This window comes from Pseudomonas mendocina (assembly GCF_900636545.1).
Taxonomy (GTDB): Bacteria; Pseudomonadota; Gammaproteobacteria; order Pseudomonadales; family Pseudomonadaceae; genus Aquipseudomonas; species Aquipseudomonas mendocina.
Window position 1 is genome coordinate 5,169,004 of sequence record NZ_LR134290.1, and the last position, 23,834, is coordinate 5,192,837.

Genomic DNA, 23,834 nt, shown 5'->3' on the forward strand with positions numbered 1-23,834 from the left:
AGTCTCTGAGAGGCCCTATTTATAAGGCCTACAGACAGGTATCACGAGGATATCCACATGTTGGTCCACGGCAACTGTGAGCAACCGCCTAGAGCTGCACCTCGACCCGCTTGATACCCAGGCCTCGCAGCTCCGGTATCACTTCATCCAGGCTGGCAAAGGTTTCTACCTGCTCGGTTTCATCCACTAGAAAGAAGCTGCGGCCGGCATCTTTCTTGAAAAACACGATCCATTCGGCGATGTTGGCCGGATTGGCCATGATCTGAGTATCGAATAGAACGCCCTCGGCTGTTCTGCGTTTTACATCTGCGCGCTTCATCCGCTCTCCTGTTCCAGCATGACTCGGGCCCGCTTGCGGACTTCAGGCAGGCGGGCAGCCCTAGTGTAAAGGATGAGAGAGTCCCATTTGTCCCTGCTACTGATGCTGGTGGGATCAAACCCGTTCGTGTTTATATATGCTTCATATATGAAACATATATAGGAGAGCACCGTGGGTATCGTCAATATCGATGATAAGTTGCATGACCAAATTCGCCGGGCAAGCAGCGTCTCGAACCGCTCGATCAACGCCCAGGCCGGCTTCTGGATACGCATCGGTATGCTCTGTGAGATGAACCCGGCGCTGAGTTTCAATGAAGTGATGGCCGCGGAAATGCGTGCAGCAGGCGTGGCCGTTCCCCCGCGCATGGCGGATGCGTCATGAGCAAGACACCTGAGGAGATCGCCCTTATGGCGGAATCCGGCAGGCTACTAGCCTCCGTATTCGGCTATCTGGATCGGCTGGACCTGCTCGGCATGTCGACCCTGCAGGTCAACGACCTTGTGGATAAGTACATCGTCGAGAAACTCGAGGCACGCCCGGCAAGCAAGGGTCAGTATGGTTTCGCCTATGTCATGAATACTTCACGTAACCAGGTGGTGTGCCATGGAGTCCCCAGCGCCAAGGAGTTTCTGCGCAGAGGCGATTTCGTGAATTTCGATATCACCCTAGAAAAGAACGGCTACCTAGCCGACTCGAGCAAGGTCTACCTGATCGGTGACGTATCGCCGCAGGCGCAGCGACTGATACGCGTGACCTACGAAGCTCTGTGGAAAGGCATCGCTGCCGTACGTCCTGGCGCTCGCCTGGGAGACATTGGCCATGCAATCGAAAGCCATGCGCGTGCGCACGGCTATTCGGTGGTTCGCGACTACTGCGGTCACGGCATCGGCCGGGAAATGCACGAAGCGCCTGAAGTCCTGCATTGGGGCAAACCCGGCACCGGCCTGACGCTACGCGAAGGCATGACCTTCACCATCGAGCCCATGCTCAATCAGGGAACAGCGGATGTTCGCACCCTACGCGACGGCTGGACGGTGGTGACCTGCGACGGCCAACTCTCCGCGCAATTCGAGCACACCGTGGCGGTAACTCGCGATGGCGTTCAGGTGCTGACGTTACGACCCGACGAAGCGCACTGATCACATTGGAGGCACGGAAACCCTCTGCGGATAAACGCCTCCGCCATCCGAGCTTCCTTGCCGTCAACCTGGGCAATTCAACTGTTCAGGATGAATCTCGACGGAAAACAGCACGCCATTTCGACCGAGGTAGGAATGTTCCTGATGGAGCCTATGCTTGCGCATCGCAGCCATCAGTTGCGGTTCCTTGCAAGCCAGGCGCTCAAGGCCGCTACGGGCCCGTACTTGCATACTGGCCAGGAGTTCCTCGGAGAACATCCGCGCGGGGCGGTCGATCCGATACCGGTAGAAGATCGTGTCACCACCCATCAGTCCGATGTACTCAAGTGTGGTCAGCGCATCGACCTTCCTGGGAAGCGCGGCGTTCAAACTCGCCAAACTCTGGGCCAGCTCCGCCTGCTGGGCAACCCGCTCCTGCTCGGCCCTGTGAGCGAAGTAACGACCCGTACCGGCAATGACGATCACAGCCGCGATACTCAGGTAAAAATTACGCAGATTGCGCCGTTTCTTCGGCGCCAGCTTCATCAACATCCCTGTCTACCTTTACGAACGAGAAACGCCCCCTGGCGGAACCAGGGGGGTGGCAGCGAATGAGCTAGCTCACTCCACCGTTACGCTTTTCGCGAGATTACGCGGCTGGTCGACGTCGGTGCCCTTGAGCACGGCAACGTAGTACGACAGCAGTTGCAGTGGCACGGTGTAGAGGATCGGCGCGAGCAGGTCATGGATATGCGGCATGGCCACCACATGAGTGCCCTCGCCGTTGCTCATGCCTGCCTGCTGGTCAGCGAAGACGATCAGCTCACCGCCACGGGCGCGGACTTCCTGCAGATTGGACTTGAGTTTTTCCAACAGCTCATTGTTCGGCGCCACGGTGACCACTGGCATGTCGGCGTCGACCAGGGCCAGCGGGCCGTGCTTGAGCTCGCCGGCCGGGTAGGCCTCGGCGTGGATGTAGGAGATTTCCTTGAGCTTGAGCGCGCCTTCCATGGCCACCGGATACTGCGCGCCACGGCCAAGGAACAGGCTGTGGTGCTTCTCGGCGAACAGCTCGGAGATCTTTTCCACGGTCTTGTCCATGGCCAGTGCTTCCCCCAGGCGGGTCGGCAGGCGGCGCAGTTCTTCCACCAGTTCGGCGGCCAGCGCCTTGTCCAGGGTGCCGTGCACCTGGCCGAGGGACAGGGTCAGCAGCATCAGGCCGACCAGCTGGGTAGTGAAGGCCTTGGTCGAAGCCACGCCGATTTCCGGGCCGGCCTGGGTCAGCAGGCACAGGTCGGATTCGCGTACCAGCGAGCTGGTGCCGACGTTGCAGATCACCAGGCTGGCCAGGTAGCCGCCCTGCCCTGGTGCCTTCTCCTTGGCGTTGCGCAACGCGGCCAGGGTGTCGGCGGTTTCGCCGGACTGCGAGACGCTGACGAACAAGGTGTCCGGCTGCACTACCACCTTGCGGTAGCGGAACTCGCTGGCCACTTCGACCTGACAGGGAATCCCGGCCAGTTCTTCCAGCCAGTAACGGGCGACCATGCCGGCGTGGTAGCTGGTGCCGCAGGCGACGATCTGTACGTTCTTCACCTTGGCAAACAGTTCGGCGGCCTGCGGGCCGAAGGCCTGCACCAGCACGTGGTCGCTGCCCAGTCGACTCTCCAGGGTGCGCTGCACCACCTTGGGCTGCTCGTGGATTTCCTTGAGCATGAAGTGGCGGTACTCGCCCTTGTCGGCGGCCTCGGCACCTTCGTGGTACTGCACGGCTTCGCGCTGCACCGGCTGACCGGCTGCGTCCCAGATCTGCACGCCGTCACGACGGATCTCGGCGATATCGCCTTCTTCCAGGTACATGAAACGGTCAGTGACCTGGCGCAGGGCCAGTTGGTCGGAGGCGAGGAAGTTTTCCCCCAGACCCAGACCGATCACCAGCGGGCTGCCGCTGCGCGCGGCAAGCAGGCGATCCGGCTGCTTCGCGCTGATCACCGCCAGACCGTATGCGCCGTGCAGTTCCGGGATGGCGGCCTTGAGAGCGGCAGAGAGGTCGCCGAACTGCTGCAGCTTGTGATCGAGCAAGTGGACGATGGTTTCGGTGTCGGTGTCGGAGTTGAACACGTAGCCCAAGCCCTTGAGGCGCTCGCGCAGCGCTTCGTGATTCTCGATGATGCCGTTGTGCACCACGGCCAGCTCATGGCCGGAGAAGTGTGGGTGAGCGTTACGCTCGCTCGGCGCGCCATGAGTAGCCCAGCGCGTGTGGGCGATGCCCAGGCGCCCGGCCAGTGGCTCGGCCTGCAGGGCGGCCTGCAGCTCGCTGACCTTGCCGACACGGCGGCGGCGATCCAGTGCACCCTGTTCGGTCAGCAGCGCCACGCCGGCGCTGTCATAACCGCGATACTCCAGGCGCTTGAGGCCCTCGACCAGGACAGGGGTGATATTGCGCTCGGCGATGGCGCCTACGATTCCACACATGGGGCTCTCCTTAGTTTTCCAGCGGCGCGAGGATCAGCTGGATGCCGCGCGCGCGTATCTGTTCGGCAGCCTGGGTATCCAGGCGCTCGTCGGTAATCAGGGTATGGACGCTGCCCCAGGGCAGTTCCAGATTGGGAATACGCCGGCCGATCTTGTCGCTCTCGACCATGACGATGACCTCGCGAGCCACCTCGGCCATCACCCGCGAAAGCCCGAGCAGCTCGTTGAAGGTGGTGGTGCCACGCTCGAGGTCGATGCCGTCGGCGCCGATGAACAACTGATCGAAGTCGTAGGAACGCAGCACCTGCTCGGCCACTTGGCCCTGGAAGGATTCCGAATGCGGATCCCAGGTACCGCCGGTCATCAGTAGCACCGGCTCGTGTTCGATATCGCGCAGGGCGTTGGCCACATTGAGTGAGTTGGTCATCACTACCAGCCCAGGCTTGTAGCCAAGCTGCGGAATCATCGCCGCCGTGGTGGTACCGCTGTCGATGATGATCCGCGCGTGCTCGCGAATGCGCGCCACACCGGCACGGGCAATCGCATGCTTGTATGGGGAGACGGACTGTGTCGGCTCGCTGAACAGCTCTTGCGGCACCGGCACGGCACCGCCGTAGCGACGCAATAGCAGGCCGTTCTTTTCCAGCGCAGCGAGATCCTTGCGGATGGTCACTTCACTGGTGGCGAAGTGCTGCGCCAAAGCGTCGACACTGACCTCGCCCTGCTCGGCGAGCAAGGCGAGGATGGTATGACGACGTTGCGGCGTGTTGCGCTTCGACATGATTAAGTTTCGATTCGAAAGATAATGGCGCAAATCAAAACATATGATCGAAAGGCCCGCAAGCGTCCACCGGTCAGTTCAGCGTCAGTTTGACCCCGAAACCGACCAGGCACAGCCCCGCCAACTTCTCAAGGCCACGCGCAATGCGCGGGTTGGCGCGCATGCGCTCGGCGAGAAAGTGCGTCAGCAGTACGACGAGCAAGCCGTAGAGAAAGGTCAGCAGCATGATGGTCACGGCCATGAAACCGAACGTAATCAAGCCCTGATGTCTTTGCGGGTCGATGAACAACGGGAAGAAGGCCATGTAGAAGATGATGGCCTTGGGATTGAAGACCGTGATCACCAGGGTTTGCCACAGATACTGGCGCGGCTTGATCTCCAGCGTCGGCGCTGCACCGGGTTTGGCCAGGATCATGCGCAGCCCCAGATAGACCAGATAGGCTGCACCGAGCCACTGCACCATATGAAAAGCCGCCGGATAGGCTTTCAGCAGCGCGGCAACACCGGCCACCGCCAGCCACAGCAGCACCTGGTCACCGAAGATGATGCCGAAGGTCGAGGCCAGTCCACCGCGAATGCCACCCTTGCCGGTGGACAGGATCAACGCCAGGTTGCCAGGCCCTGGAATGGCCAACAGGATGATGAAAGCTACAACGAAGGCAGCGTAATCCGTCACACCGAACATTCCAGACCCCTCCAGCAATGTTATCCACAGCCCTATCGCCTCAAGTCGCACTCGCAGCCTTAGGCAAGCCAGGCACTCACTTCTTGGTCGGCCGCTTCCAACCTTCGATATTACGCTGCTTGGCGCGGCCGACGGCCAGCGTATCTGCCGGCACATCGCTGGTCACCACCGAACCGGCGCCTGTCGTGGCCCGGTCGCCAAGGTTGACCGGCGCCACCAGCGCGCTATTGGAACCGATGAACACGTCCTCACCCATGACGGTGCGGAATTTGTTGGCGCCATCGTAGTTGCAGGTGATGGTGCCGGCACCGATATTGGTACGGGCGCCAATCTCGGCATCGCCCAGGTAACTCAGGTGACCAGCCTTGGCGCCTTCGCCCATTACTGCGTTCTTCAGCTCCACGAAGTTACCCACATGGGCCTTGGCGCCCAGCTTGGTGCCCGGGCGCAGGCGTGCGAACGGGCCGCAATCGGCGCCCTCGCCCATCTCCGCACCGTCCAGGTGGCTGTTGGCCTTGACGATGGCGCCCTTGCGCAGCACCGAGTCCTTGATCACGCAGTTGGGACCGATCTGCACATCATCTTCGATGACCACCTTGCCTTCGAGGATGACGTTGATGTCGATGGTAACGTCGCGGCCGACGCTCACCTGACCGCGCACGTCGAAGCGATGCGGGTCGCGCAGGGTGACGCCCTGGGCCATCAGGCGGCGAGCCATGCGCTGCTGGTAATGACATTCGAGCTGCGCGAGCTGGATGCGGTCGTTGGCGCCGAGCACTTCCATTTCGTCGCTGGCACGTTCGGTGGCCACGGTCAGGCCATCGGCGACGGCCATGGCGATCACGTCGGTCAGGTAGTACTCGCCCTGGGCGTTGCTGTTGGACAGACGGCCCAACCAGTCGGCCAGGCGCTTACCGGGCACGGCAAGGATGCCGGTATTGCCTTCGCGGATCTGCCGCTGCGCTTCGCTGGCATCCTTGTGCTCGACGATGGCCTGCACCACGCCTTGCTCGTTGCGCACAATACGACCGTAGCCCGTCGGGTCGGCCAAGTCGACAGTAAGCAGACCCAGTTGATCGTCGCTGACCAGGGCCAGCAAACGCTCGAGGGTTGCGGTCTCGATCAGCGGCACATCGCCGTAGAGGATTAGCACGCGCTCGGCACTGAGCTGCGGCAAAGCCTGAGCCACGGCGTGACCGGTACCGAGCTGCTCGGCCTGGATGACGAAATTGAGATCGTCGGCGGCCAGGCGCTCGCGAACCTTTTCAGCGCCGTGCCCGATCACCACCTGGATGCTGCCGGGCTGCAGGCTGCGCGCGGTGTCGATGACGTGGCCGAGCATGGGCTTGTCTGCCACCGGGTGCAGCACCTTGGGCAGGGCGGAACGCATGCGGGTGCCTTGACCGGCAGCGAGGATGACGATATCGAGCGACATGAACGAAGATTCCTTGGCGACCACCGGCACGCAGGGTGCCAGCAGAATCAAACGACAGAAAAAGAAAAAGGGTAGCCAAGGCTACCCTTTCTCGAACCACGGTTGAAGCAGGCTGCCTTAGCCGCCGAACTTCTTGCGCAGTTGCTGGACGGTACGCAGCTGGGCTGCGACTTCGGCCAGGTGAGCGGCGGCGGAACTGTAGTTGAACTCAGAACCCTGCTCGCTCAGCGCTTTCTCGGCGGCCTTGAGGGCCTCCTGAGCAGCGGCTTCGTCGATGTCGCTGGCACGTTGCACAGTGTCGGCGAGAACCTTGACCATGTTCGGCTGCACTTCGAGGAAACCACCGGAGATGTAGAACACCTCGTCTTCGCCACCCTGCTTGATCAGGCGGATCGGACCCGGTTTCAGGTCAGTGATCAGCGGTGCGTGGCCCGGAGCGATACCCAGATCACCCAGGTTGCCGTGCGCAATCACCATCTCTACCAGGCCGGAGAAGATCTCCGCTTCCGCGCTGACGATATCGCAATGGACTGTCATAGCCATACGCTTGCCTCAGGTTGCAGGCTGTGGACAACCGCAGTTATCCACAAACCTGATGCGCCCGTTGCCAGGCGCATGGGTGATTACAGTTTCTTCGCTTTCTCGATGGCTTCGTCGATGCCGCCAACCATGTAGAAAGCCTGCTCCGGCAGGTGGTCGTAGTCGCCCTTGAGGATGCCGCTGAAGCCAGCGATGGTGTCCTTCAGGGAAACGTACTTGCCTGGCGAGCCGGTGAAGACTTCGGCCACGAAGAACGGCTGGGACAGGAAGCGCTGGATCTTACGAGCGCGAGATACCAGCTGCTTGTCCGCTTCGGACAGCTCGTCCATACCCAGGATAGCGATGATGTCCTTCAGTTCCTTGTAACGCTGCAGCACGTACTGAACGCCACGAGCGGTCTCGTAGTGTTCGGTGCCAATGACGTTCGGATCCAGCTGACGGCTGGTGGAGTCCAGCGGGTCAACGGCCGGGTAGATACCCAGGGAAGCGATGTCACGGCTCAGTACGACGGTGGCGTCCAAGTGGGCGAAGGTGGTCGCCGGGCTCGGGTCGGTCAGGTCGTCCGCAGGTACGTATACGGCCTGGATCGAAGTAATGGAGCCTTTCTTGGTGGAGGTAATACGCTCCTGCAGAACGCCCATCTCCTCGGCCAGGGTAGGCTGGTAACCTACTGCCGACGGCATACGGCCGAGCAGTGCGGATACTTCGGTACCGGCCAGGGTGTAACGGTAGATGTTGTCGACGAACAGCAGAACGTCACGACCTTCGTCACGGAACTTCTCGGCCATGGTCAGGCCGGTCAGTGCTACGCGCAGACGGTTGCCTGGCGGCTCGTTCATCTGGCCGTAGACCAGGGCTACCTTGTCGAGAACGTTGGAATCCTTCATCTCGTGGTAGAAGTCGTTACCCTCACGAGTACGCTCACCCACACCGGCGAACACGGAATAACCGCTGTGCTCGATGGCGATGTTACGGATCAGTTCCATCATGTTCACGGTCTTGCCGACACCGGCGCCACCGAACAGACCGACCTTACCGCCCTTGGCGAACGGGCAGACCAGGTCGATTACCTTGATACCGGTTTCCAGCAGGTCGTTACCGCCGGCTTGCTCGGCATAGCTCGGTGCAGCGCGGTGGATTTCCCACTGCTCTTCTTCACCGATGGGGCCGGCTTCGTCGATCGGGTTGCCCAGCACGTCCATGATACGGCCCAGGGTCGCTTTACCGACCGGTACCGAGATGGCCTTGTTGGTGCGAGTGATGTCCAGACCGCGCTTGAGGCCTTCGGTCGAACCCATCGCAATGGTACGTACCACACCGTCGCCCAGCTGCTGCTGAACTTCCAGGGTGGTTTCAGCGCCGACTACTTTCAGCGCCTCGTATACGGCTGGCACCTGATCACGCGGGAATTCCACGTCGATAACGGCGCCGATGATTTGAACGATACGTCCGCTACTCATCTTTGGTTCCTCAGAATATTTGAACCGTTCTTAAACCGCGGCAGCGCCGCCGACGATTTCCGAAATCTCTTGGGTGATCGCTGCCTGACGCGCCTTGTTGTAAATCAGCTGCAGGTCTTTGATGAGCTGGCCAGCGTTATCGGTGGCGTTCTTCATCGCGATCATCCGCGCAGCCTGCTCGGCCGCACTGTTCTCGACCACTGCCTGGTACACCTGCGATTCGACGTAACGAACCATCAGGCCATCGAGCAGTTCCTTGGCATCGGGCTCGTACAGATAGTCCCAGTGATGCTTGAGGTCTTGATCCGGATCGGCCACCAGCGGAACCAACTGCTCCACTGTAGGCTTCTGCGTCATGGTATTGATGAACTTGTTCGAGACCACGGACAGACGGTCGATACGTCCCTCGAGGTAAGCGTCGAGCATGACCTTGACACTACCGATCAGGTCGTTGATCGACGGCTCTTCACCGAGGTGGCTGATCGCAGCGACGACATTGCCACCAAAGTTGCGGAAGAATGCCGCACCTTTGGAGCCAATCACGCAGAGATCGATCTCCACGCCTTGCTCGCGATCTTTCGCCATGTCCTTGACCAGGGCCTTGAACAAGTTGGTGTTCAAGCCACCGCACAGACCACGGTCACTGCTCACCACCACATAACCGGCACGCTTCACAGGGCGCTCGATCATGAAGGGATGGCGGTACTCCGGGTTGGCGTTGGCCAGATGACCAATCACCTGGCGGATACGCTCCGCGTAGGGACGGCTAGCTGCCATGCGCTGTTGAGCCTTGCGCATTTTGCTGACCGCCACTTTTTCCATGGCGCTGGTGATCTTCTGCGTGCTTTTGATGCTCGCAATCTTGCTGCGAATCTCTTTTGCGCCTGCCATTTCACACCTATCGGGTTAGCAGGCGGGCGTCTTGCGACGCCCGCTGCGGCTTACCAGGTTTGGGTGGCTTTGAACTTCTCGATACCGGCTTTGATGCCCGCGTCGATTTCGTCGTTGAAGTCACCTTTCACGTTGATCTTGGCCATCAGATCGGCCAGCTCACGGTTGAAGTAGCCCAGCAGGGCTGCTTCGAAGGCGCCAACTTTGTTCACTTCCACGTCGGTCAGGAAGCCGCGCTCGGCAGCGTACAGGGACACGGACATGTCGGCGATCGACATGGGCGCGTACTGCTTCTGCTTCATCAGTTCGGTAACACGTTGACCGTGCTCGAGCTGCTTGCGGGTGGCTTCGTCCAGGTCAGAAGCGAACTGGGCGAAGGCCGCCAGTTCACGGTACTGAGCCAGAGCGGTACGGATACCACCGGAGAGCTTCTTGATGATCTTGGTCTGGGCTGCACCACCCACGCGGGATACCGAGATACCGGCGTTGACGGCCGGACGGATGCCCGAGTTGAACATGGCCGATTCCAGGAAGATCTGACCGTCGGTGATGGAGATCACGTTGGTCGGAACGAACGCGGAAACGTCGCCAGCCTGGGTTTCGATGATCGGCAGAGCGGTCAGGGAACCGGTCTTGCCAGTCACGGCGCCATTGGTGAACTTCTCGACATACTCTTCGGAAACGCGGGAAGCGCGCTCCAGCAGGCGGCTGTGGAGATAGAACACGTCGCCCGGGTAGGCTTCACGGCCTGGCGGACGGCGCAGCAGCAGGGAGATCTGACGGTAAGCCACGGCCTGCTTGGACAGGTCGTCGTACACGATCAGGGCGTCTTCACCGCGGTCACGGAAGTATTCGCCCATGGTGCAACCGGCGTACGGAGCCAGGAACTGCAGTGCAGCGGATTCGGAAGCGGAAGCGGCGACCACGATGGTGTTGGCCAGCGCGCCGGTTTCTTCCAGCTTGCGCACGACGTTGGCGATGGTCGATTGCTTCTGACCGATAGCCACGTACACGCACTTAATGCCGCTGTTCTTCTGGTTGATGATGGCGTCGACGGCCAGAGCAGTCTTACCGATCTGACGGTCACCGATGATCAGCTCACGCTGGCCACGGCCTACCGGGATCATGGCATCGACCGACTTGTAACCGGTCTGAACCGGCTGGTCGACCGACTTACGCCAGATCACGCCCGGCGCAACCTTCTCAACGGCGTCAGTAGCCTGCGCGTTGATCGGGCCTTTGCCGTCGATCGGGTTACCCAGGGCATCGACCACGCGACCCAGCAGTTCCGGACCAACCGGGACTTCCAGGATGCGGCCGGTGCACTTGGCACTCATGCCTTCTGCAAGGCTGGTGTAAGCACCCAGCACTACAGCACCAACGGAGTCTTGCTCCAGGTTCAGCGCCATACCGTAGACGCCGTCCGGGAACTCGATCATTTCGCCGTACATGACGTCGGCCAGACCGTAGATGCGCACGATGCCGTCGGAAACGGAGACGATGGTGCCTTCGTTGCGGGCTTGGGAGGCGACGTCGAGTTTCTCGATGCGCCCCTTGATGATTTCACTAATTTCGGAAGGATTGAGTTGCTGCATAGCTCTGCTGCCCCTTCAAACTCAAGATTTCAATGCTTCGGCTAGTTTCGCGAGCTTGCCGCGAACAGAGCCATCGATTACCAGGTCGCCGGCGCGGATCAGTACACCACCGATCAGGGTGGCATCTTCCGCGGCGTGCAGACGCACTTCTCGGCCGAGCCGTGCACTGAGAACCTTGGCGAGTTTGTCTTGCTGTTCATCGCTCAATGCGAAGGCACTGGTGACATCCACGTCGATCGACTTCTCTTGCTCGGCCTTGTACAGCTCGAACAGGGCGAAGATATCCGGCAACAGGGCCAGACGGTCGTTCTCGGCGATAACGCGGATGAAGTTCTGTGCCTGGGCGTCGAACTTGTCACCACACACCTCGTTGAAGGTGGTGGCCTTTTCTGTACTCGTCAGACGCGGGGCCTTGAGCACGCGCTGCATGGTGTCGTCGAGCGACACCGCCGCAGCCAGGCCGAGCATGGCTGACCAATTGGCCAGTTGCTGGTGGGCCTGGGCGTGCTCGAAGGCAGCCTTAGCGTAAGGTCGGGCCAGCGTGGTCAGTTCTGCCATGATCGCGCCCTCGCTTAAATTTCGGCTGCCAGTTTGTTAACCAGCTCCGCATGCGCGTTTTGGTCGATGGATGCGCCCAGGATCTTCTCCGCACCGCTGACTGCCAGGCTACCCACTTGGGCGCGCAGGGTGTCTTTGATGCCGTTGATTTCCTGTTCGATCTCGGCCTGAGCCTGAGCCTTCACGCGGTCAGCTTCGACACGGGCCTGATCACGGGCTTCGTCGACGATCTGAGCAGCACGCTTATTGGCTTGCTCGATGATTTCGGCAGCCTGCCCTTTGGCTTCGCGCAGTTGCTGGGCCACTTTCTCGTGGGCCAGCTCCAGGTCACGAGCCGCGCGGTTGGCAGCGTCCAAGCCGTCTGCGATCTTCTTCTGACGTTCCTGCAAAGCCGTAATGACCGGAGGCCATACGAACTTCATGCAGAACAGCACGAAGATGAAGAAGGCAACGGACTGGCCTATCAGGGTTGCATTAATGTTCACGCCAACACCTCGCTCGTTCGTTGTCCGTCACACCAATTCACTCGAAAACGAGTGAATTAGCCTGCGATTTGACCAACGAAGGGGTTCGCGAAGGTGAAGAACAGTGCGATACCAACACCGATCATGGTCACGGCGTCGAGCAGACCGGCGACGATGAACATTTTGACTTGCAGCATCGGAACCATTTCCGGCTGACGCGCAGCGCCTTCCAGGAACTTGCCACCCAGCAGACCGAAACCAATGGCGGTACCCAGGGCACCCAGGCCGATCAGCAGTGCAACGGCGATAGCGGTCAAACCAACTACAGTTTCCATTTTTCCTCCCGACTTACAGTCGTATTGGTTAGGTTTTTGTTGAAGCGGTAAAGCGAAATCGTTTGGTTACAGCATCCCTCATGCCCGCAGGCAGTAAGGGCTTGTCCTGGCCGGCACCGCCTGAGCGGTGCCGAGGAACCTCACTGACAGCCTTAGTGGCTGTCTTCGTGCGCCATCGACAGGTAGACGATGGTCAGCATCATGAAGATGAATGCCTGCAGCACGATGATCAGGATGTGGAAGATGGCCCAGGCCAGCTGCAGCACACCACCCAGCGAGCCCAGCAGCATGCCGCCGCTGAACATGATGGCGATCAGGATGAAGATCAGCTCGCCGGCATACAGGTTGCCGAACAGTCGCAGCGCCAGGGAAACCGGCTTGGCGATCAGAGTGACGAACTCGAGCAGGAAGTTGACCGGGATCAGAACGATCTGCACGGCCATGTTCTTGCTGCTGAACGGATGCATGGTCAGCTCGCCGAGGAAACCGCCGATGCCTTTGACCTTGACGCTGTAGAACAGGATCAGGGCGAAGACGGACAGGGCCAGGCCCAGGGTGGCGTTCGGATCGGTGGTCGGTACCACGCGGAAGTACAGGTGCGGGTCGCCAGCGATGGTGGCAGCCAGCATCGGCAGCCAGTCAACCGGGATCAGATCCATGAAGTTCATCAGGAAGACCCAGACGAAGATGGTCAGGGCCAACGGCGCGATCAGCGGGTTACGACCGTGGAAGGTGTCCTTGACGCTGCCGTCGACGAACTCGACCAGCACTTCGACGAAATTCTGCAAACCGCCAGGCTGGTCGGACGTCGCTTTGCGCGCCGCCAGACGGAACAGAAGAATGAAGATCAGGCCGAGAACCACCGACACCGCCAGGGTGTCTACGTGGAAGGCCCAGAAGCCCATTTCTTTGGCTTCCTGTGCGGTGTGGGCGAAACTCCAACCATTCACCGGATGCTGACCATAGGTCAGGTTCGTCAGGTGGTGCTGGATGTAACCCGAAGCGGTATCTGCTGCCATTATTTGCCCCGAACGCTTTAAGGTCTTGAAAATTTAGTTATTAGCAGCGGAGCGAACCAGCTGACCATCAGGGTCAGCAGGTAGACACCGAACAGCATCGGTGCCTCCAGCGGTTTCACACCCGCAAACGCTAGTGCAAACAGCACGAACGTCAAAATCAGTTTTCCTGCCTCGCCCGCATAAAAAGAACGGACGATTTCCCTAGCAGCCCGCGCTCCACTGAATCGGAACGCCTTGTGGGCGAAATACAGATTCGGCAACCAGGCGATCAGGCCGCCCAACAAAGCCGAATATCCTGCGACGCTACCGCGCCATTGCCAGCCCACCGCAGCGGCTAGCAGCAGGACGATGAGTTGGGCCACCAGAACCGGAAAAACCGGTAGACGATGGAAGGGCAGGCGCTTTGGCATGCGGCGTTCCATCAACTGATGTCCTCGACTATCGACCGCTTTAACTCAATGAATTGGCATAAAAAGTGCCAACAAAATTGCGCGCAGAGTATAGGGGGCGTATGCCCCCCATTCAACTGCCAGGTAGTGTTTTCCGACCATGCGCTACACGGCCAGATGTGCCGAATTGTTTCAGCGGATATGGGCGAGCACGCCCTGCAATTCGTCGAGGGAGTTGTAGCGAATGACCAGTTGGCCTTTGCCCTTGGCACCGTGTTTTATCTGCACCGGCGAGCCCAGACGCTCTGCCAGGCGCTGTTCCAGGCGGCTGATGTCAGGATCGGTCTTGGCTTTGACAGGAGTCGGTTTGGCGGAGAGCCACTGGCGAACCAGGGCCTCGGTCTGACGAACCGTGAGGCCACGTGCGACAACGTGTCGCGCAGCTTCAACCTGCTGTTCGAGGGGCAAACCGAGCAATGCGCGGGCATGACCCATTTCCAGATCACCATGGGCGAGCAGCGTCTTGATCTCCTCGGGCAGGGCGATCAGGCGCAGCAGGTTGGTGATGGTGACGCGAGATTTGCCAACGGCATCGGCGACCTGCTGCTGGGTCAGTTCGAATTCCTGCTGCAGGCGCTGCAGGGCCACGGCTTCCTCGATCGGGTTGAGGTCCTCGCGTTGGATATTCTCGATCAGCGCCATGGCGATAGCGGCTTCATCCGGCAGCTCGCGAACCATGGCCGGGATCTTGTCCTGGCCGGCCAGTTGGCTGGCACGCCAGCGCCGTTCACCGGCAACGATCTCGAAACGGCCGTTGCCGATGGGACGCAGCACGATGGGTTGCATCACGCCCTGGGCACGGATCGAAGCGGCGAGTTCTTCTAGGGCGGTCTGGTCCATGTCACGACGCGGCTGGTACTTGCCACGCTGGATCAGCTCCAGCGGCACGTATTGCAGTTCGCGGGTGTCGACCTGGGCGGCCTCTTCCTGCAGTGCGCTGACGGTGTTGCCACCGAGCAGGGCGTCCAGGCCGCGGCCCAGACCTCGTTTCTTCGCAGCCATGCGGATGTTCCTTAAGCGGTAGCGGTTTTCGCGGCGGCGCGCTGGCGGCGCACCAGCTCGCCGGCCAGGGCCAGGTAGGCGATGGCACCACGGGATTGTTTGTCGTAGACCAGCGCCGGCATACCGAAACTCGGCGCCTCGGCCAGGCGCACGTTGCGCGGGATCACGGCGTCATACAGCTTGTCGCCGAAGTGCTGCTTGAGCTGGGCGCTGACATCGTTGGTCAGGCTGATGCGCGGGTCGTACATGGTACGCAGCAGACCTTCGATCTGCAGCTTAGGATTGAGCAACTGGCCGATGCGCTGGATGCTGTTGACCAGGTCGCTCAAGCCCTCGAGCGCGTAGTACTCGCACTGCATGGGGATGATCACGCCGTCGGCAGCGACCAGGGCGTTGATGGTCAGCATGTTCAGCGACGGCGGGCAATCGATGAGGATGTAGTCGTAGTTCTCGCGGATAGGCGCCAGAGCGTAACGCAGGCGGCTCTCCTTCATCTTCATTTCCAGCAGCGCGACTTCGGCGGCCGTCAGGTCACGGTTGGCCGGCAGCAGCTGATAACCACCGTGCTCGGAGAACTGCATGGCCTGGCTCAGGTCGCACTCGCCGATCAGCACGTCGTAGATCGAGTGCTCGAGGCCGTGCTTGTCGACGCCGCTGCCCATGGTCGCGTTGCCCTGCGGGTCGAGGTCGATCAGCAACACGCGGCGCTTGGTCGCCACCAGTGAAGCGGCCAGGTTGATGCACGTCGTGGTCTTGCCCACGCCGCCTTTCTGATTGGCGATCGCGAATACCTTGGCCATCTTCCTTCCCCCTTAGACCGAGCGACGCAGTATCAACAGATGGCGCTGGCCTTGGCAACCGGGAACCCGCAGCACATGGGTGGCACTGAGACGGAAGTCCGCCGGCAGCGCCTGCAGCTCGTCATCCGGGTGCACACCCTTCATCGCCAGCCACTGGGTGTCGGCATTGCCCAGGTGGCGTGTCCAGTTGCTGAAGTCTTCGAGACTGCTGAAAGCCCGCGAACTGATGCCATCGAACGGCTGCTCCGGTCGGTACGCTTCAACCCGGTTGTGGACAACCTCAAGGTTGGCGAGTTTCAGCTCCAGCTTCACCTGAACGAGAAAGCGGGTCTTCTTGCCATTGGAGTCGAGCAGGGTGAAACGCCGCTCGGGGAACATGATCGCCAACGGCACGCCGGGCATGCCGCCGCCACTGCCGACATCCAGCCAGTTGTCCCCACGCTCACCCACGAACGGCACCACCGACAGGCTGTCGAGCAGATGGCGCGAGACCATCTCGTCGGGGTCGCGCACGGCGGTGAGGTTGTAGGCCTTGTTCCACTTGATCAGCAGGCCCAGGTAGGCGAGCAGTTGTTCCTGCTGTTGGGCGCTGAGCTCGATACCGAGTTCGCGGGCACCCTGCAGCAGTTCTTCGGCGTGACGCTGAGTGACCGACATCAGGCGCTCTGCTCCAGCTTCTGTCCGGCGCTGCGCTTTTTCAGATGAATCAGCAACAGGGAAATCGCCGCCGGCGTGACGCCGGGGATTCGCCCGGCCTGGCCGAGCGTGGCGGGGCGGGTATTGCCCAGCTTGAACTGGATTTCCTTGGACAGTCCGGAAATGGCGCTGTAGTCCAGGTCTTCCGGCAGCTTTGTGTCCTCGCTGGCCCGCAGCTTGGCGATCTCGTCCTGCTGGCGGTCGATGTAGCCGGCGTACTTGGTCTTGATCTCGACCTGCTCGGCCACCTGGTTATCCACAACCGGCGCCTCGGTCAGTTCGACCAAGGTGGCGTAATCGATCTCCGGGCGTGCCAACAGATTGAGCAGGTTGTACTCGTGGGTCAGCGGCGTACCGAAACGTGCGGCGATGGCATCGCCTTGTGGCGTCCCCGGGCGCACCCAGGTGCTCTTCAGGCGCTGTTCTTCCTTCGCGATGCCTTCACGCTTGGCTTCGAATGCCGCCCAGCGCTCGTCATCCACCAGGCCCAGCTCGCGGCCTTTCTCGGTCAGGCGCAGGTCAGCGTTGTCCTCGCGCAGAATCAACCGGTACTCGGCGCGCGAGGTGAACATGCGGTAAGGCTCCTGGGTACCCAGGGTGATCAGGTCGTCAACCAACACGCCGATGTAGGCTTCGTCACGACGCGGGCACCAGGCCTCTTTGCCCTGCGCACGTAGAGCGGCGTTGCAACCGGCGAGTAGGCCTTGCGCACCGGCCTCCTCGTAACCGGTGGTGCCGTTGATCTGGCCGGCGAAGAACAGGCCACCGATGACCTTGGTTTCCAGGCTGTACTTGAGATCGCGCGGGTCGAAGTAGTCGTACTCGATGGCATAGCCCGGGCGCATGATGTGTGCGTTTTCCATGCCACGGATGCTGCGCACCACCTGCAGCTGAACGTCGAACGGCAGCGAGGTGGAGATGCCGTTGGGGTATAGCTCGTGCGTCGTCAGACCTTCCGGCTCGATGAACACCTGGTGGCTGTCCTTGTCGGCAAAGCGGTGGATCTTGTCTTCGATCGACGGGCAATACCGTGGGCCGACTCCTTCGATCACGCCCGAGTACATCGGCGAACGGTCGAGGTTCGCCGCAATGATCTCGTGGGTGCGGGCGTTGGTATGAGTGATCCAGCAACTGATCTGCTTCGGCTGGTGCTCACGCTTACCGAGGAAGGACATCAGCGGAGTCGGCGTGTCGCCCGGTTGCTCGGTCATCACCGAGAAATCCACGGAGCGGCCGTCGATACGCGGCGGCGTACCGGTCTTCAGGCGGCCGACACGCAGCGGCAGCTCACGCAGGCGATGGGCCAGAGCGATGGAAGGTGGGTCACCGGCACGGCCGCCGGAGTAGTTCTGCATCCCGATGTGGATAAGTCCACCGAGGAACGTGCCTGTGGTCAACACCACGGAATCCGCATGGAACCTGAGCCCCATCTGGGTGACGACGCCCTTGACCTCAGCGTTTTCCACAATTAGGTCATCGGCTGCCTGTTGAAAAATCCACAGGTTGGCCTGGTTTTCCAGAATCTCGCGTACTGCTGCCTTGTACAGCACACGGTCAGCCTGCGCACGGGTGGCGCGAACGGCTGGGCCTTTGCGGCTATTGAGAATACGGAACTGGATACCGCCCTTGTCGGTAGCGGTGGCCATGGCGCCACCGAGGGCATCGATTTCCTTGACCAGATGGCTCTTGCCAATCCCGCCGATAGCCGGATTGCAGCTCATCTGACCGAGGGTCTCGACATTATGGGTGAGCAGCAGGGTCTTCACGCCCATGCGTGCGGCAGCCAAAGCTGCCTCGGTACCGGCATGACCGCCGCCGATCACGATCACGTCAAAACGGGAAGGGAAATCCACCACGCACCTCGTGCCTGTTGAGAAGGGGGTCTGAAAGAAAGGCGGCAAGTATAGGGACTTCAGCCTCCTGAATGAAGCCTTCTGCACAAAAAATAGCCAATCTAATGGCACTGCCCTGCCTCATCGACCTCTTTACCTGATCACTCTCTTACCCATGAGAAATACGCTCAGGCTTATAAAGAATAGAAAGAGAGAATTTTTATAAAGCTTGTTCTTTATGTTTATGTATAGAGCTAGGCGTTTCTGTGGATAACACGCTATAGGTCACGTCCTGTCTGATGTACAGAGAATGATAAGGCTGTGCCGTTCCTGCTGGGTTCCGCTGAGAAAGCTGCTGAACCACTGTGGATGTAAGTGCTGGTTACCCACAGCCGTGGTTACGCCCAGCTTTGTCATAGGGTTATAGGCAGGGTTTATGGGCGGTTTTCCACAGGGTTTATTTACGCCTGAATAACTCAAAAGCGCGGAAAATAGCGTTCGCTTGGGTCAGTGCAGTATTGCTGTAGGAGCGGCTTCAGCCGTGATGGCGGCCTGGCACAGTTCGAGGGTTCGCTGTATGCGAATAGAGCTCGCCGCTAAAGCGCCTCCCACAGCCATCTGTGCGTGTTCGTAGCAATCCGGGACGTGTAGCACCGTGACCTTGTGAGGGAGCCGCTGGGCGCCACCGCGACAAGGTCACGCGCTGTGGATAACACAGCGCGACCGGTATCGTTGCGATGCCGGACTACAGGAGTGCCGCGTGTGGACCCAGTGAGTGGATCACTTACCGATACAGAAGCTGGAGAAGATTCGTCCCAGCAGGTCGTCGCTACTGAAGGCGCCGGTGATCTCGCCGAGGGCTTGTTGCGCCATGCGCAGATCCTCGGCCAGCAGTTCGCCAGCGCCCATCAGGGTGAGCTGGTTGCGGCCATGCTGAAGGTATTGCTCGGCCTGGTGCAACGCTTCCAGGTGGCGGCGGCGGGCGCTGAAGCCGCTTTCGGCGGTCTGTTGATAACCCATGCAGGCTTTCAGGTGTTCGCGCAGCAGTTCCAGGCCTTCTGCGGATTTGGCCGACAGGCTGAGGGTGACGTGGCCATCGGCGCTGGTTTGCAGCCCGACCGCTTCACCGGACAGGTCAGCCTTGTTGCGGATCAGGGTGACTCGCGCCGGATCCGGGCGCTGTTCGAGGAATTCCGGCCAGAGGGCGAAGGGATCGGCGGCTTCCGGTGCGGTGGAGTCCACTACCAGCAGCACGCGATCCGCTTCGCTGATGGCTTTGAGCGCGCGCTCGACACCAATTCGCTCCACGTGGTCGTCGGTGTCGCGCAGGCCGGCGGTGTCGACCACATGCAACGGCATTCCATCGATGTGGATATGTTCGCGCAGCACGTCGCGGGTGGTGCCGGCGATATCGGTGACGATGGCCGCTTCGCGCCCGGCCAGGGCGTTGAGCAAGCTGGACTTGCCAGCATTGGGCCGGCCGGCGATGACCACGGTCATGCCGTCACGCAGCAGGGCGCCCTGGCCGGCTTCGCGCAACACTGTGGATAAGTCGGCGCGCACGCTGTCGAGCTGGCTCAGCACATGGCCATCGGCGAGAAAGTCGATTTCTTCTTCCGGGAAGTCGATGGCGGCTTCGACATAGATACGCAACTGGATCAGCGATTCGGTCAGCGCATGCACGCGCTTGGAGAATTCCCCCTGCAGCGAGCGCAGCGCATTGCGTGCGGCCTGCTCGGAACTGGCTTCGATCAGGTCGGCGATAGCCTCGGCCTGGGCCAGGTCGAGCTTGTCGTTGAGAAAGGCCCGCTCACTGAACTCGCCGGGGTGAGCCAAACGCGCGCCAAGCTCCAGGCAACGGCGCAGCAGCAGGTCGAGCACCACTGGGCCGCCGTGGCCCTGTAGCTCCAGCACATCTTCACCGGTGAAGGAGTTCGGGCCGGGAAAATAGATGGCCAGGCCTTCGTCCAGCGTCTGGTCCTGCTCCGCAAAGAATGGTCCATGATGGGCGAAGCGCGGTTTCAACTCGCGCCTGCAGATGGCCTGAGCCAAATCGCCGGCCAGAGGGCCGGACACGCGCACGATGCCCACCCCGCCACGGCCCTGTGCGGTGGCGACGGCGGCGATGGTATCTCGGGCGTGATTCATGGCGTTCTACTCGGTGTATACGGGTGACTGGAGCGAGGGCTGAAGGTTGTGGATAAACAACTTCGCTCTTGCGACTGATGCCTGGATAGCAAAACGCCCCAATCATGGGGCGTTTGCTTGATGCTTGGAAGCCTTGGCGGATCAGGCCTTGGCCGGCTTCGCTGCCGCTTCGATCCGGCGGGTAATGTACCACTGCTGGGCGATGGACAGGCAGTTGTTGACCACCCAGTACAGCACCAGACCTGCAGGGAACCACAGGAAGAAGAAGGTGAAGATGATCGGCATCAGCTTCAGCACGCGGGCCTGCATGGGGTCCGGCGGCGTCGGGTTGAGCTGCTGCTGGATGAACATGGTCGCGCCCATGATGATCGGCAGGATGAAGAACGGATCCTTGATCGACAGGTCGGTGATCCACAGCAGCCAGGGTGCCTGACGCATTTCCACGGATTCCAGCAGCACCCAGTACAGGGCGAGGAATACCGGCATCTGCACCAGGATCGGCAGACAGCCGCCCAGCGGATTGATCTTCTCTTTCTTGTACAGCTCCATCATCGCCTGGGACATCTTCTGGCGATCGTCACCATGCTGCTCTTTCAGTGCCTGCAGTTTCGGCGACACGGCACGCATGCGTGCCATCGAGCGGTAGCTGGCCGCGGAGAGCGGAAAGAAGATCAGCTTGATGATGATGGTCAGGACGATGATCGACCAACCCCAGTTGCCCAGTACGCCGTGGATCACTTGCAGCAGCCAGAAGATCGGCTGTGCCAGGAACCACAGGAAGCCGTAGTCGACCGTCAGTTCGAGGCCCGGGGACAGGGTGCTCAGGTGTTCCTGCAGCTTGGGACCGGCGTAGAGGATTGCGCCAGTTTCGCCTTTGCCGCCGGCTGCGACCTGTACGGACGGGCCGGTGAAGCCGACGATGTAGTTGCCCTGGCTGTCCTTGCGGGTCTGTATCAGGTTGGTGTTGTCCTTGTTCGGCACCCAGGCGGTGACGAAGTAGTGCTGCAGCCAGGCGACCCAACCGCCCTGCACGTTCTCCTTGAACCAGGCGTTGGCGTCGCCCTGGCGGCGCTTCTCATCCTGCTTGTCGATGTCCTTGATGGAAATCTTCTTGTAGGGCTCGTCGGCAGTCCATACCGCAGCACCCAGGTAGGTGGCAGTGCCGGTAGCGGTGGTCGAGGAAGGGTCACCGCTATTGTCACGCTTGAGCTGGGCGAACAGGTTGCCGCTCCAGGCCTGATCGCTCTGGTTGTCGATCAGGTAGCGCACGTCGACCTGGTAGGCGGAGGGATCGATACAGCCAGGCTTCTTCAGCTCTTGCTCACGCGCCGAGCACTCCGGGTTGAGGCCGCGCTTGAAGCTGTAGCGCTTGATGTAGCTGACGCCATTTTCGCTGTAGGTGAGGTCGACGACCAGGCTGTCCTGGCCTTCGGCCATTTCGTAGCTTTGTTTCTCGCTGGACCACAGTGCACGGCCGCTGGATTTGTCCGGCGCGTTCTGGCCGATCAGTCCGCTTTGTGCCAGGTAGGTACGCTCGTTGCCGTTGTCGAACAGCTGGAACGGTACGTCCGGGCGGTCCTGACGGCGCGGGTACTGCGGCAGACGCAGCTGCACGATATCGCCACCACGCGGGTCGATGGCCAGCTCGAGCACATCGGTTTTGACGCGGATCAGCTCGTCGCTGGTAGCTGCGGTGGGGGCAACGGCTGCAGCGGTAGGCTCGGCCACGGCAGTGGGAATGTCGTCGCTGCCGGTGCTGGCGGTTGCCGCAGGTGTGTCGGGCAGGGCGGGCGTCGCAGCGGTCGAGGTACTAACCTCGGCTGGCAGGGCAGCCTGGCCATAGTCCTCGTTCCATTGCAGGACCATGAGGTAGGACACGACTGCCAGGGCGACGATCAGGATCGAACGTTGGATATCCATGATTATTCGGCCATCGAAGGGGAACGGGATGTTTTTACGGGTGGAACCGGATCGAAACCGCCGGCATTCCAGGGATGGCAGCGACCGAGACGGCGAGCTGCCAGCCAGCCACCACGCAGGAAGCCATGTTGCTCGATGGCTTCGTAGGCATAGCAGGAGCAGCTGGGGTAGAAGCGACAGTGACTGGCCATCAGCGGACTGATGGCGTAGCGATAAACCTGAATACAGGCTAGAGCCGCTTTACGCATGGGGATTGTCGCTTGTCCCGGGGGATAAGTCTGCGTCGCGACTGGGCCGGCTTCGGGCCAAGCGTTTCCAGAGTTTGCCGAACTGCTGAGCGAGTTCGCCATTCTCCAGATCACCTAGCCCTTTGCGGGCGACCACCACGATATCCCAGCCTGTCAGGTTATCCTGATTGAGGCGGAAGGACTCGCGGATTTGACGCTTGATGCGGTTGCGCTCGACGGCGAGCTTGACGCTCTTCTTGCCGATCACCAGACCTAGGCGGGGATGATCAAGCTGGTTATCGCGCGCTAGCAGCAGGACACTTTTGCCCGGAGCTTTGCCGCTTGGGGAGTCGAAGACTGCCTTGAATTGCCGGGGAGTCAGCAGTCGCTTTTCCCGGCCGAAGCCTCGACTCACCACCTGTCTGGATGAATTAGACAGTCAGACGCTTGCGGCCCTTGGCGCGACGACGCGACAGGACGGCACGGCCGTTCTTGGTGGCCATGCGGGCACGGAAACCGTGGGTGCGAGCGCGCTTGATGGTGCTGGGTTGGAAAGTGCGTTTCATGGTGCGTTACCTGGGTGATCGACTAGGGTCGGAATGACCCTGGTTTAAAGAGACCGGCAATTCTAGAGAAAGCCGCGCGGTAGGTCAATTTCCAACCAACCTTATTCGCCAGATAGAAATAGAAAGAAGGAAAAGGGTTTAAAGCTCTTTTTCTATGTTTATGTTGATTAGTCTTGGCTTGGGTTGTGGACAACCCTCTGATTGCTACGTACTCATTGATCCAGCGCCAAGGATAAGCCTGTCCAAAAGGCGTGCTTGCGCTGTGAGTGTCCTGGCCACAACCTGAGGATGGAATACCGCTTTACCCACAGCCCGGTTATCCGCATGTTCATCCCCAGAGTTTTGCAGAAGCTTATTGGGTGCTTATCCACAAGCTTTTACTGGCGGCTGATAAGCCTGATGAATGAAACTAAGGCTTTGATTTTACTTGGCCATCTCGCTCAGGTTGTGTGGATAACTCGGTCTGGGGCCGTTACAATGGCGACTGTTTCGGATCGCCGCCTGGATAGGGGATAGTCA

Annotated in this window: 26 protein-coding genes; 2 read left to right on the forward strand and 24 right to left on the reverse strand. The window is 60.5% G+C overall.

What is annotated here, in order from left to right:
- Positions 1 to 88 precede the first annotated feature (88 nt).
- Positions 89 to 319: a hypothetical protein gene (locus EL191_RS24220; protein ID WP_012020315.1), complete on the reverse strand. Its 231-nt coding sequence runs from the start codon at positions 317 to 319 to the stop codon at positions 89 to 91.
- A gap of 171 nt (positions 320 to 490) precedes the next feature.
- Here EL191_RS24220 and EL191_RS24225 point away from each other — a divergent pair, with 171 nt between their 5' ends.
- Positions 491 to 703 carry a ParD-like family protein gene (locus tag EL191_RS24225; protein WP_013717969.1) on the forward strand — a complete coding sequence of 71 codons (213 nt, stop codon included), beginning with the start codon at positions 491 to 493 and terminating at the stop codon, positions 701 to 703.
- The gene (gene map, locus EL191_RS24230) at positions 700 to 1,461 is read left to right on the forward strand and encodes a type I methionyl aminopeptidase (RefSeq protein ID WP_080764234.1); all 762 of its coding nucleotides are present in this window, start codon (positions 700 to 702) and stop codon (positions 1,459 to 1,461) included. Before EL191_RS24225 ends, map begins: the two co-directional genes overlap by 4 nt.
- Before the next feature lie 63 nt (positions 1,462 to 1,524).
- On the opposite strand, the gene EL191_RS24235 is transcribed toward map, so the two are convergent.
- The 23 genes from EL191_RS24235 to rpmH all read right to left on the reverse strand — a co-directional run bounded on the left by EL191_RS24235 (position 1,525) and on the right by rpmH (position 23,315).
- Positions 1,525 to 1,992, reverse strand: coding sequence for a hypothetical protein (locus EL191_RS24235; RefSeq protein WP_013717971.1), 468 nt, complete (start codon positions 1,990 to 1,992; stop codon positions 1,525 to 1,527).
- 69 nt (positions 1,993 to 2,061) lie between these two features.
- On the reverse strand, positions 2,062 to 3,912 hold the full coding sequence (glmS, locus tag EL191_RS24240; protein ID WP_041975579.1) for a glutamine--fructose-6-phosphate transaminase (isomerizing): 1,851 nt from the start codon (positions 3,910 to 3,912) through the stop codon (positions 2,062 to 2,064).
- A gap of 10 nt (positions 3,913 to 3,922) precedes the next feature.
- Positions 3,923 to 4,696: a DeoR/GlpR family DNA-binding transcription regulator gene (locus tag EL191_RS24245; RefSeq protein ID WP_085982478.1), complete on the reverse strand. Its 774-nt coding sequence runs from the start codon at positions 4,694 to 4,696 to the stop codon at positions 3,923 to 3,925.
- 70 nt (positions 4,697 to 4,766) lie between these two features.
- Entirely contained in the window at positions 4,767 to 5,378 is a 612-nt protein-coding gene (locus EL191_RS24250) for a LysE family transporter (RefSeq protein ID WP_017363536.1), read from the reverse strand.
- Between the two features lie 76 nt (positions 5,379 to 5,454).
- Complete coding sequence (glmU, locus tag EL191_RS24255) at positions 5,455 to 6,813, reverse strand: bifunctional UDP-N-acetylglucosamine diphosphorylase/glucosamine-1-phosphate N-acetyltransferase GlmU (protein ID WP_041975581.1); 1,359 nt, start codon at positions 6,811 to 6,813, stop codon at positions 5,455 to 5,457.
- 117 nt (positions 6,814 to 6,930) lie between these two features.
- Positions 6,931 to 7,356 carry a F0F1 ATP synthase subunit epsilon gene (locus tag EL191_RS24260; protein WP_013717976.1) on the reverse strand — a complete coding sequence of 142 codons (426 nt, stop codon included), beginning with the start codon at positions 7,354 to 7,356 and terminating at the stop codon, positions 6,931 to 6,933.
- An 80-nt stretch (positions 7,357 to 7,436) separates the two neighbouring features.
- Positions 7,437 to 8,813 carry a F0F1 ATP synthase subunit beta gene (gene atpD, locus EL191_RS24265; protein ID WP_013717977.1) on the reverse strand — a complete coding sequence of 459 codons (1,377 nt, stop codon included), beginning with the start codon at positions 8,811 to 8,813 and terminating at the stop codon, positions 7,437 to 7,439.
- Between the two features lie 30 nt (positions 8,814 to 8,843).
- Positions 8,844 to 9,704: a F0F1 ATP synthase subunit gamma gene (atpG, locus tag EL191_RS24270; protein ID WP_013717978.1), complete on the reverse strand. Its 861-nt coding sequence runs from the start codon at positions 9,702 to 9,704 to the stop codon at positions 8,844 to 8,846.
- A gap of 50 nt (positions 9,705 to 9,754) precedes the next feature.
- Positions 9,755 to 11,299, reverse strand: coding sequence for a F0F1 ATP synthase subunit alpha (gene atpA / locus EL191_RS24275; RefSeq protein ID WP_013717979.1), 1,545 nt, complete (start codon positions 11,297 to 11,299; stop codon positions 9,755 to 9,757).
- Positions 11,300 to 11,320: 21 nt separating this feature from the next.
- Entirely contained in the window at positions 11,321 to 11,857 is a 537-nt protein-coding gene (locus tag EL191_RS24280) for a F0F1 ATP synthase subunit delta (protein ID WP_013717980.1), read from the reverse strand.
- A gap of 14 nt (positions 11,858 to 11,871) precedes the next feature.
- On the reverse strand, positions 11,872 to 12,342 hold the full coding sequence (locus EL191_RS24285; protein WP_041975585.1) for a F0F1 ATP synthase subunit B: 471 nt from the start codon (positions 12,340 to 12,342) through the stop codon (positions 11,872 to 11,874).
- Between the two features lie 56 nt (positions 12,343 to 12,398).
- Complete coding sequence (atpE, locus tag EL191_RS24290) at positions 12,399 to 12,656, reverse strand: F0F1 ATP synthase subunit C (RefSeq protein WP_003097235.1); 258 nt, start codon at positions 12,654 to 12,656, stop codon at positions 12,399 to 12,401.
- A gap of 152 nt (positions 12,657 to 12,808) precedes the next feature.
- The gene (gene atpB, locus EL191_RS24295; RefSeq protein WP_013717982.1) at positions 12,809 to 13,675 is read right to left on the reverse strand and encodes a F0F1 ATP synthase subunit A; all 867 of its coding nucleotides are present in this window, start codon (positions 13,673 to 13,675) and stop codon (positions 12,809 to 12,811) included.
- Positions 13,676 to 13,692: 17 nt separating this feature from the next.
- Positions 13,693 to 14,097, reverse strand: a complete 405-nt coding sequence (locus EL191_RS24300) for a F0F1 ATP synthase subunit I (RefSeq protein WP_013717983.1) — start codon at positions 14,095 to 14,097, stop codon at positions 13,693 to 13,695.
- Positions 14,098 to 14,256: 159 nt separating this feature from the next.
- Positions 14,257 to 15,126 carry a ParB/RepB/Spo0J family partition protein gene (locus EL191_RS24305; protein WP_041975604.1) on the reverse strand — a complete coding sequence of 290 codons (870 nt, stop codon included), beginning with the start codon at positions 15,124 to 15,126 and terminating at the stop codon, positions 14,257 to 14,259.
- Positions 15,127 to 15,137: 11 nt separating this feature from the next.
- Positions 15,138 to 15,926, reverse strand: coding sequence for a ParA family protein (locus tag EL191_RS24310; RefSeq protein WP_013717985.1), 789 nt, complete (start codon positions 15,924 to 15,926; stop codon positions 15,138 to 15,140).
- A gap of 12 nt (positions 15,927 to 15,938) precedes the next feature.
- Entirely contained in the window at positions 15,939 to 16,586 is a 648-nt protein-coding gene (rsmG, locus tag EL191_RS24315; protein WP_164722343.1) for a 16S rRNA (guanine(527)-N(7))-methyltransferase RsmG, read from the reverse strand.
- Positions 16,583 to 18,475 (reverse strand): tRNA uridine-5-carboxymethylaminomethyl(34) synthesis enzyme MnmG, encoded by a 1,893-nt coding sequence (gene mnmG / locus EL191_RS24320; RefSeq protein WP_041975608.1) that lies wholly within the window; start codon positions 18,473 to 18,475, stop codon positions 16,583 to 16,585. The genes rsmG and mnmG overlap by 4 nt, the downstream gene beginning before the upstream one ends.
- A 759-nt stretch (positions 18,476 to 19,234) precedes the next feature.
- Positions 19,235 to 20,602 carry a tRNA uridine-5-carboxymethylaminomethyl(34) synthesis GTPase MnmE gene (mnmE, locus tag EL191_RS24325; protein WP_017363542.1) on the reverse strand — a complete coding sequence of 456 codons (1,368 nt, stop codon included), beginning with the start codon at positions 20,600 to 20,602 and terminating at the stop codon, positions 19,235 to 19,237.
- 141 nt (positions 20,603 to 20,743) lie between these two features.
- Positions 20,744 to 22,522: a membrane protein insertase YidC gene (gene yidC, locus EL191_RS24330; protein WP_013717989.1), complete on the reverse strand. Its 1,779-nt coding sequence runs from the start codon at positions 22,520 to 22,522 to the stop codon at positions 20,744 to 20,746.
- 2 nt (positions 22,523 to 22,524) lie between these two features.
- On the reverse strand, positions 22,525 to 22,770 hold the full coding sequence (gene yidD, locus EL191_RS24335; protein WP_013717990.1) for a membrane protein insertion efficiency factor YidD: 246 nt from the start codon (positions 22,768 to 22,770) through the stop codon (positions 22,525 to 22,527).
- Positions 22,763 to 23,167 carry a ribonuclease P protein component gene (rnpA, locus tag EL191_RS24340; protein WP_036994791.1) on the reverse strand — a complete coding sequence of 135 codons (405 nt, stop codon included), beginning with the start codon at positions 23,165 to 23,167 and terminating at the stop codon, positions 22,763 to 22,765. Before rnpA ends, yidD begins: the two co-directional genes overlap by 8 nt.
- Positions 23,168 to 23,180: 13 nt before the next feature.
- Positions 23,181 to 23,315, reverse strand: coding sequence for a 50S ribosomal protein L34 (gene rpmH, locus EL191_RS24345; RefSeq protein WP_003246698.1), 135 nt, complete (start codon positions 23,313 to 23,315; stop codon positions 23,181 to 23,183).
- Positions 23,316 to 23,834 lie beyond the last annotated feature (519 nt).

Bases quoted from the DNA above. Each gene is read 5' to 3' on its own strand.
- EL191_RS24220 (WP_012020315.1), bottom strand. From the start codon at position 319: ATGAAGCGCGCAGATGTAAAACGCAGAACAGCCGAGGGCGTTCTATTC.
- map (WP_080764234.1), top strand. From the start codon at position 700: ATGAGCAAGACACCTGAGGAGATCGCCCTTATGGCGGAATCCGGCAGG.
- EL191_RS24235 (WP_013717971.1), bottom strand. From the start codon at position 1,992: ATGTTGATGAAGCTGGCGCCGAAGAAACGGCGCAATCTGCGTAATTTT.
- glmS (WP_041975579.1), bottom strand. From the start codon at position 3,912: ATGTGTGGAATCGTAGGCGCCATCGCCGAGCGCAATATCACCCCTGTC.
- EL191_RS24250 (WP_017363536.1), bottom strand. From the start codon at position 5,378: ATGTTCGGTGTGACGGATTACGCTGCCTTCGTTGTAGCTTTCATCATC.
- glmU (WP_041975581.1), bottom strand. From the start codon at position 6,813: ATGTCGCTCGATATCGTCATCCTCGCTGCCGGTCAAGGCACCCGCATG.
- EL191_RS24260 (WP_013717976.1), bottom strand. From the start codon at position 7,356: ATGGCTATGACAGTCCATTGCGATATCGTCAGCGCGGAAGCGGAGATC.
- atpD (WP_013717977.1), bottom strand. From the start codon at position 8,813: ATGAGTAGCGGACGTATCGTTCAAATCATCGGCGCCGTTATCGACGTG.
- atpG (WP_013717978.1), bottom strand. From the start codon at position 9,704: ATGGCAGGCGCAAAAGAGATTCGCAGCAAGATTGCGAGCATCAAAAGC.
- atpA (WP_013717979.1), bottom strand. From the start codon at position 11,299: ATGCAGCAACTCAATCCTTCCGAAATTAGTGAAATCATCAAGGGGCGC.
- EL191_RS24280 (WP_013717980.1), bottom strand. From the start codon at position 11,857: ATGGCAGAACTGACCACGCTGGCCCGACCTTACGCTAAGGCTGCCTTC.
- atpE (WP_003097235.1), bottom strand. From the start codon at position 12,656: ATGGAAACTGTAGTTGGTTTGACCGCTATCGCCGTTGCACTGCTGATC.
- atpB (WP_013717982.1), bottom strand. From the start codon at position 13,675: ATGGCAGCAGATACCGCTTCGGGTTACATCCAGCACCACCTGACGAAC.
- EL191_RS24300 (WP_013717983.1), bottom strand. From the start codon at position 14,097: ATGGAACGCCGCATGCCAAAGCGCCTGCCCTTCCATCGTCTACCGGTT.
- EL191_RS24305 (WP_041975604.1), bottom strand. From the start codon at position 15,126: ATGGCTGCGAAGAAACGAGGTCTGGGCCGCGGCCTGGACGCCCTGCTC.
- EL191_RS24310 (WP_013717985.1), bottom strand. From the start codon at position 15,926: ATGGCCAAGGTATTCGCGATCGCCAATCAGAAAGGCGGCGTGGGCAAG.
- mnmE (WP_017363542.1), bottom strand. From the start codon at position 20,602: ATGAATCACGCCCGAGATACCATCGCCGCCGTCGCCACCGCACAGGGC.
- yidC (WP_013717989.1), bottom strand. From the start codon at position 22,522: ATGGATATCCAACGTTCGATCCTGATCGTCGCCCTGGCAGTCGTGTCC.
- yidD (WP_013717990.1), bottom strand. From the start codon at position 22,770: ATGCGTAAAGCGGCTCTAGCCTGTATTCAGGTTTATCGCTACGCCATC.
- rpmH (WP_003246698.1), bottom strand. From the start codon at position 23,315: ATGAAACGCACTTTCCAACCCAGCACCATCAAGCGCGCTCGCACCCAC.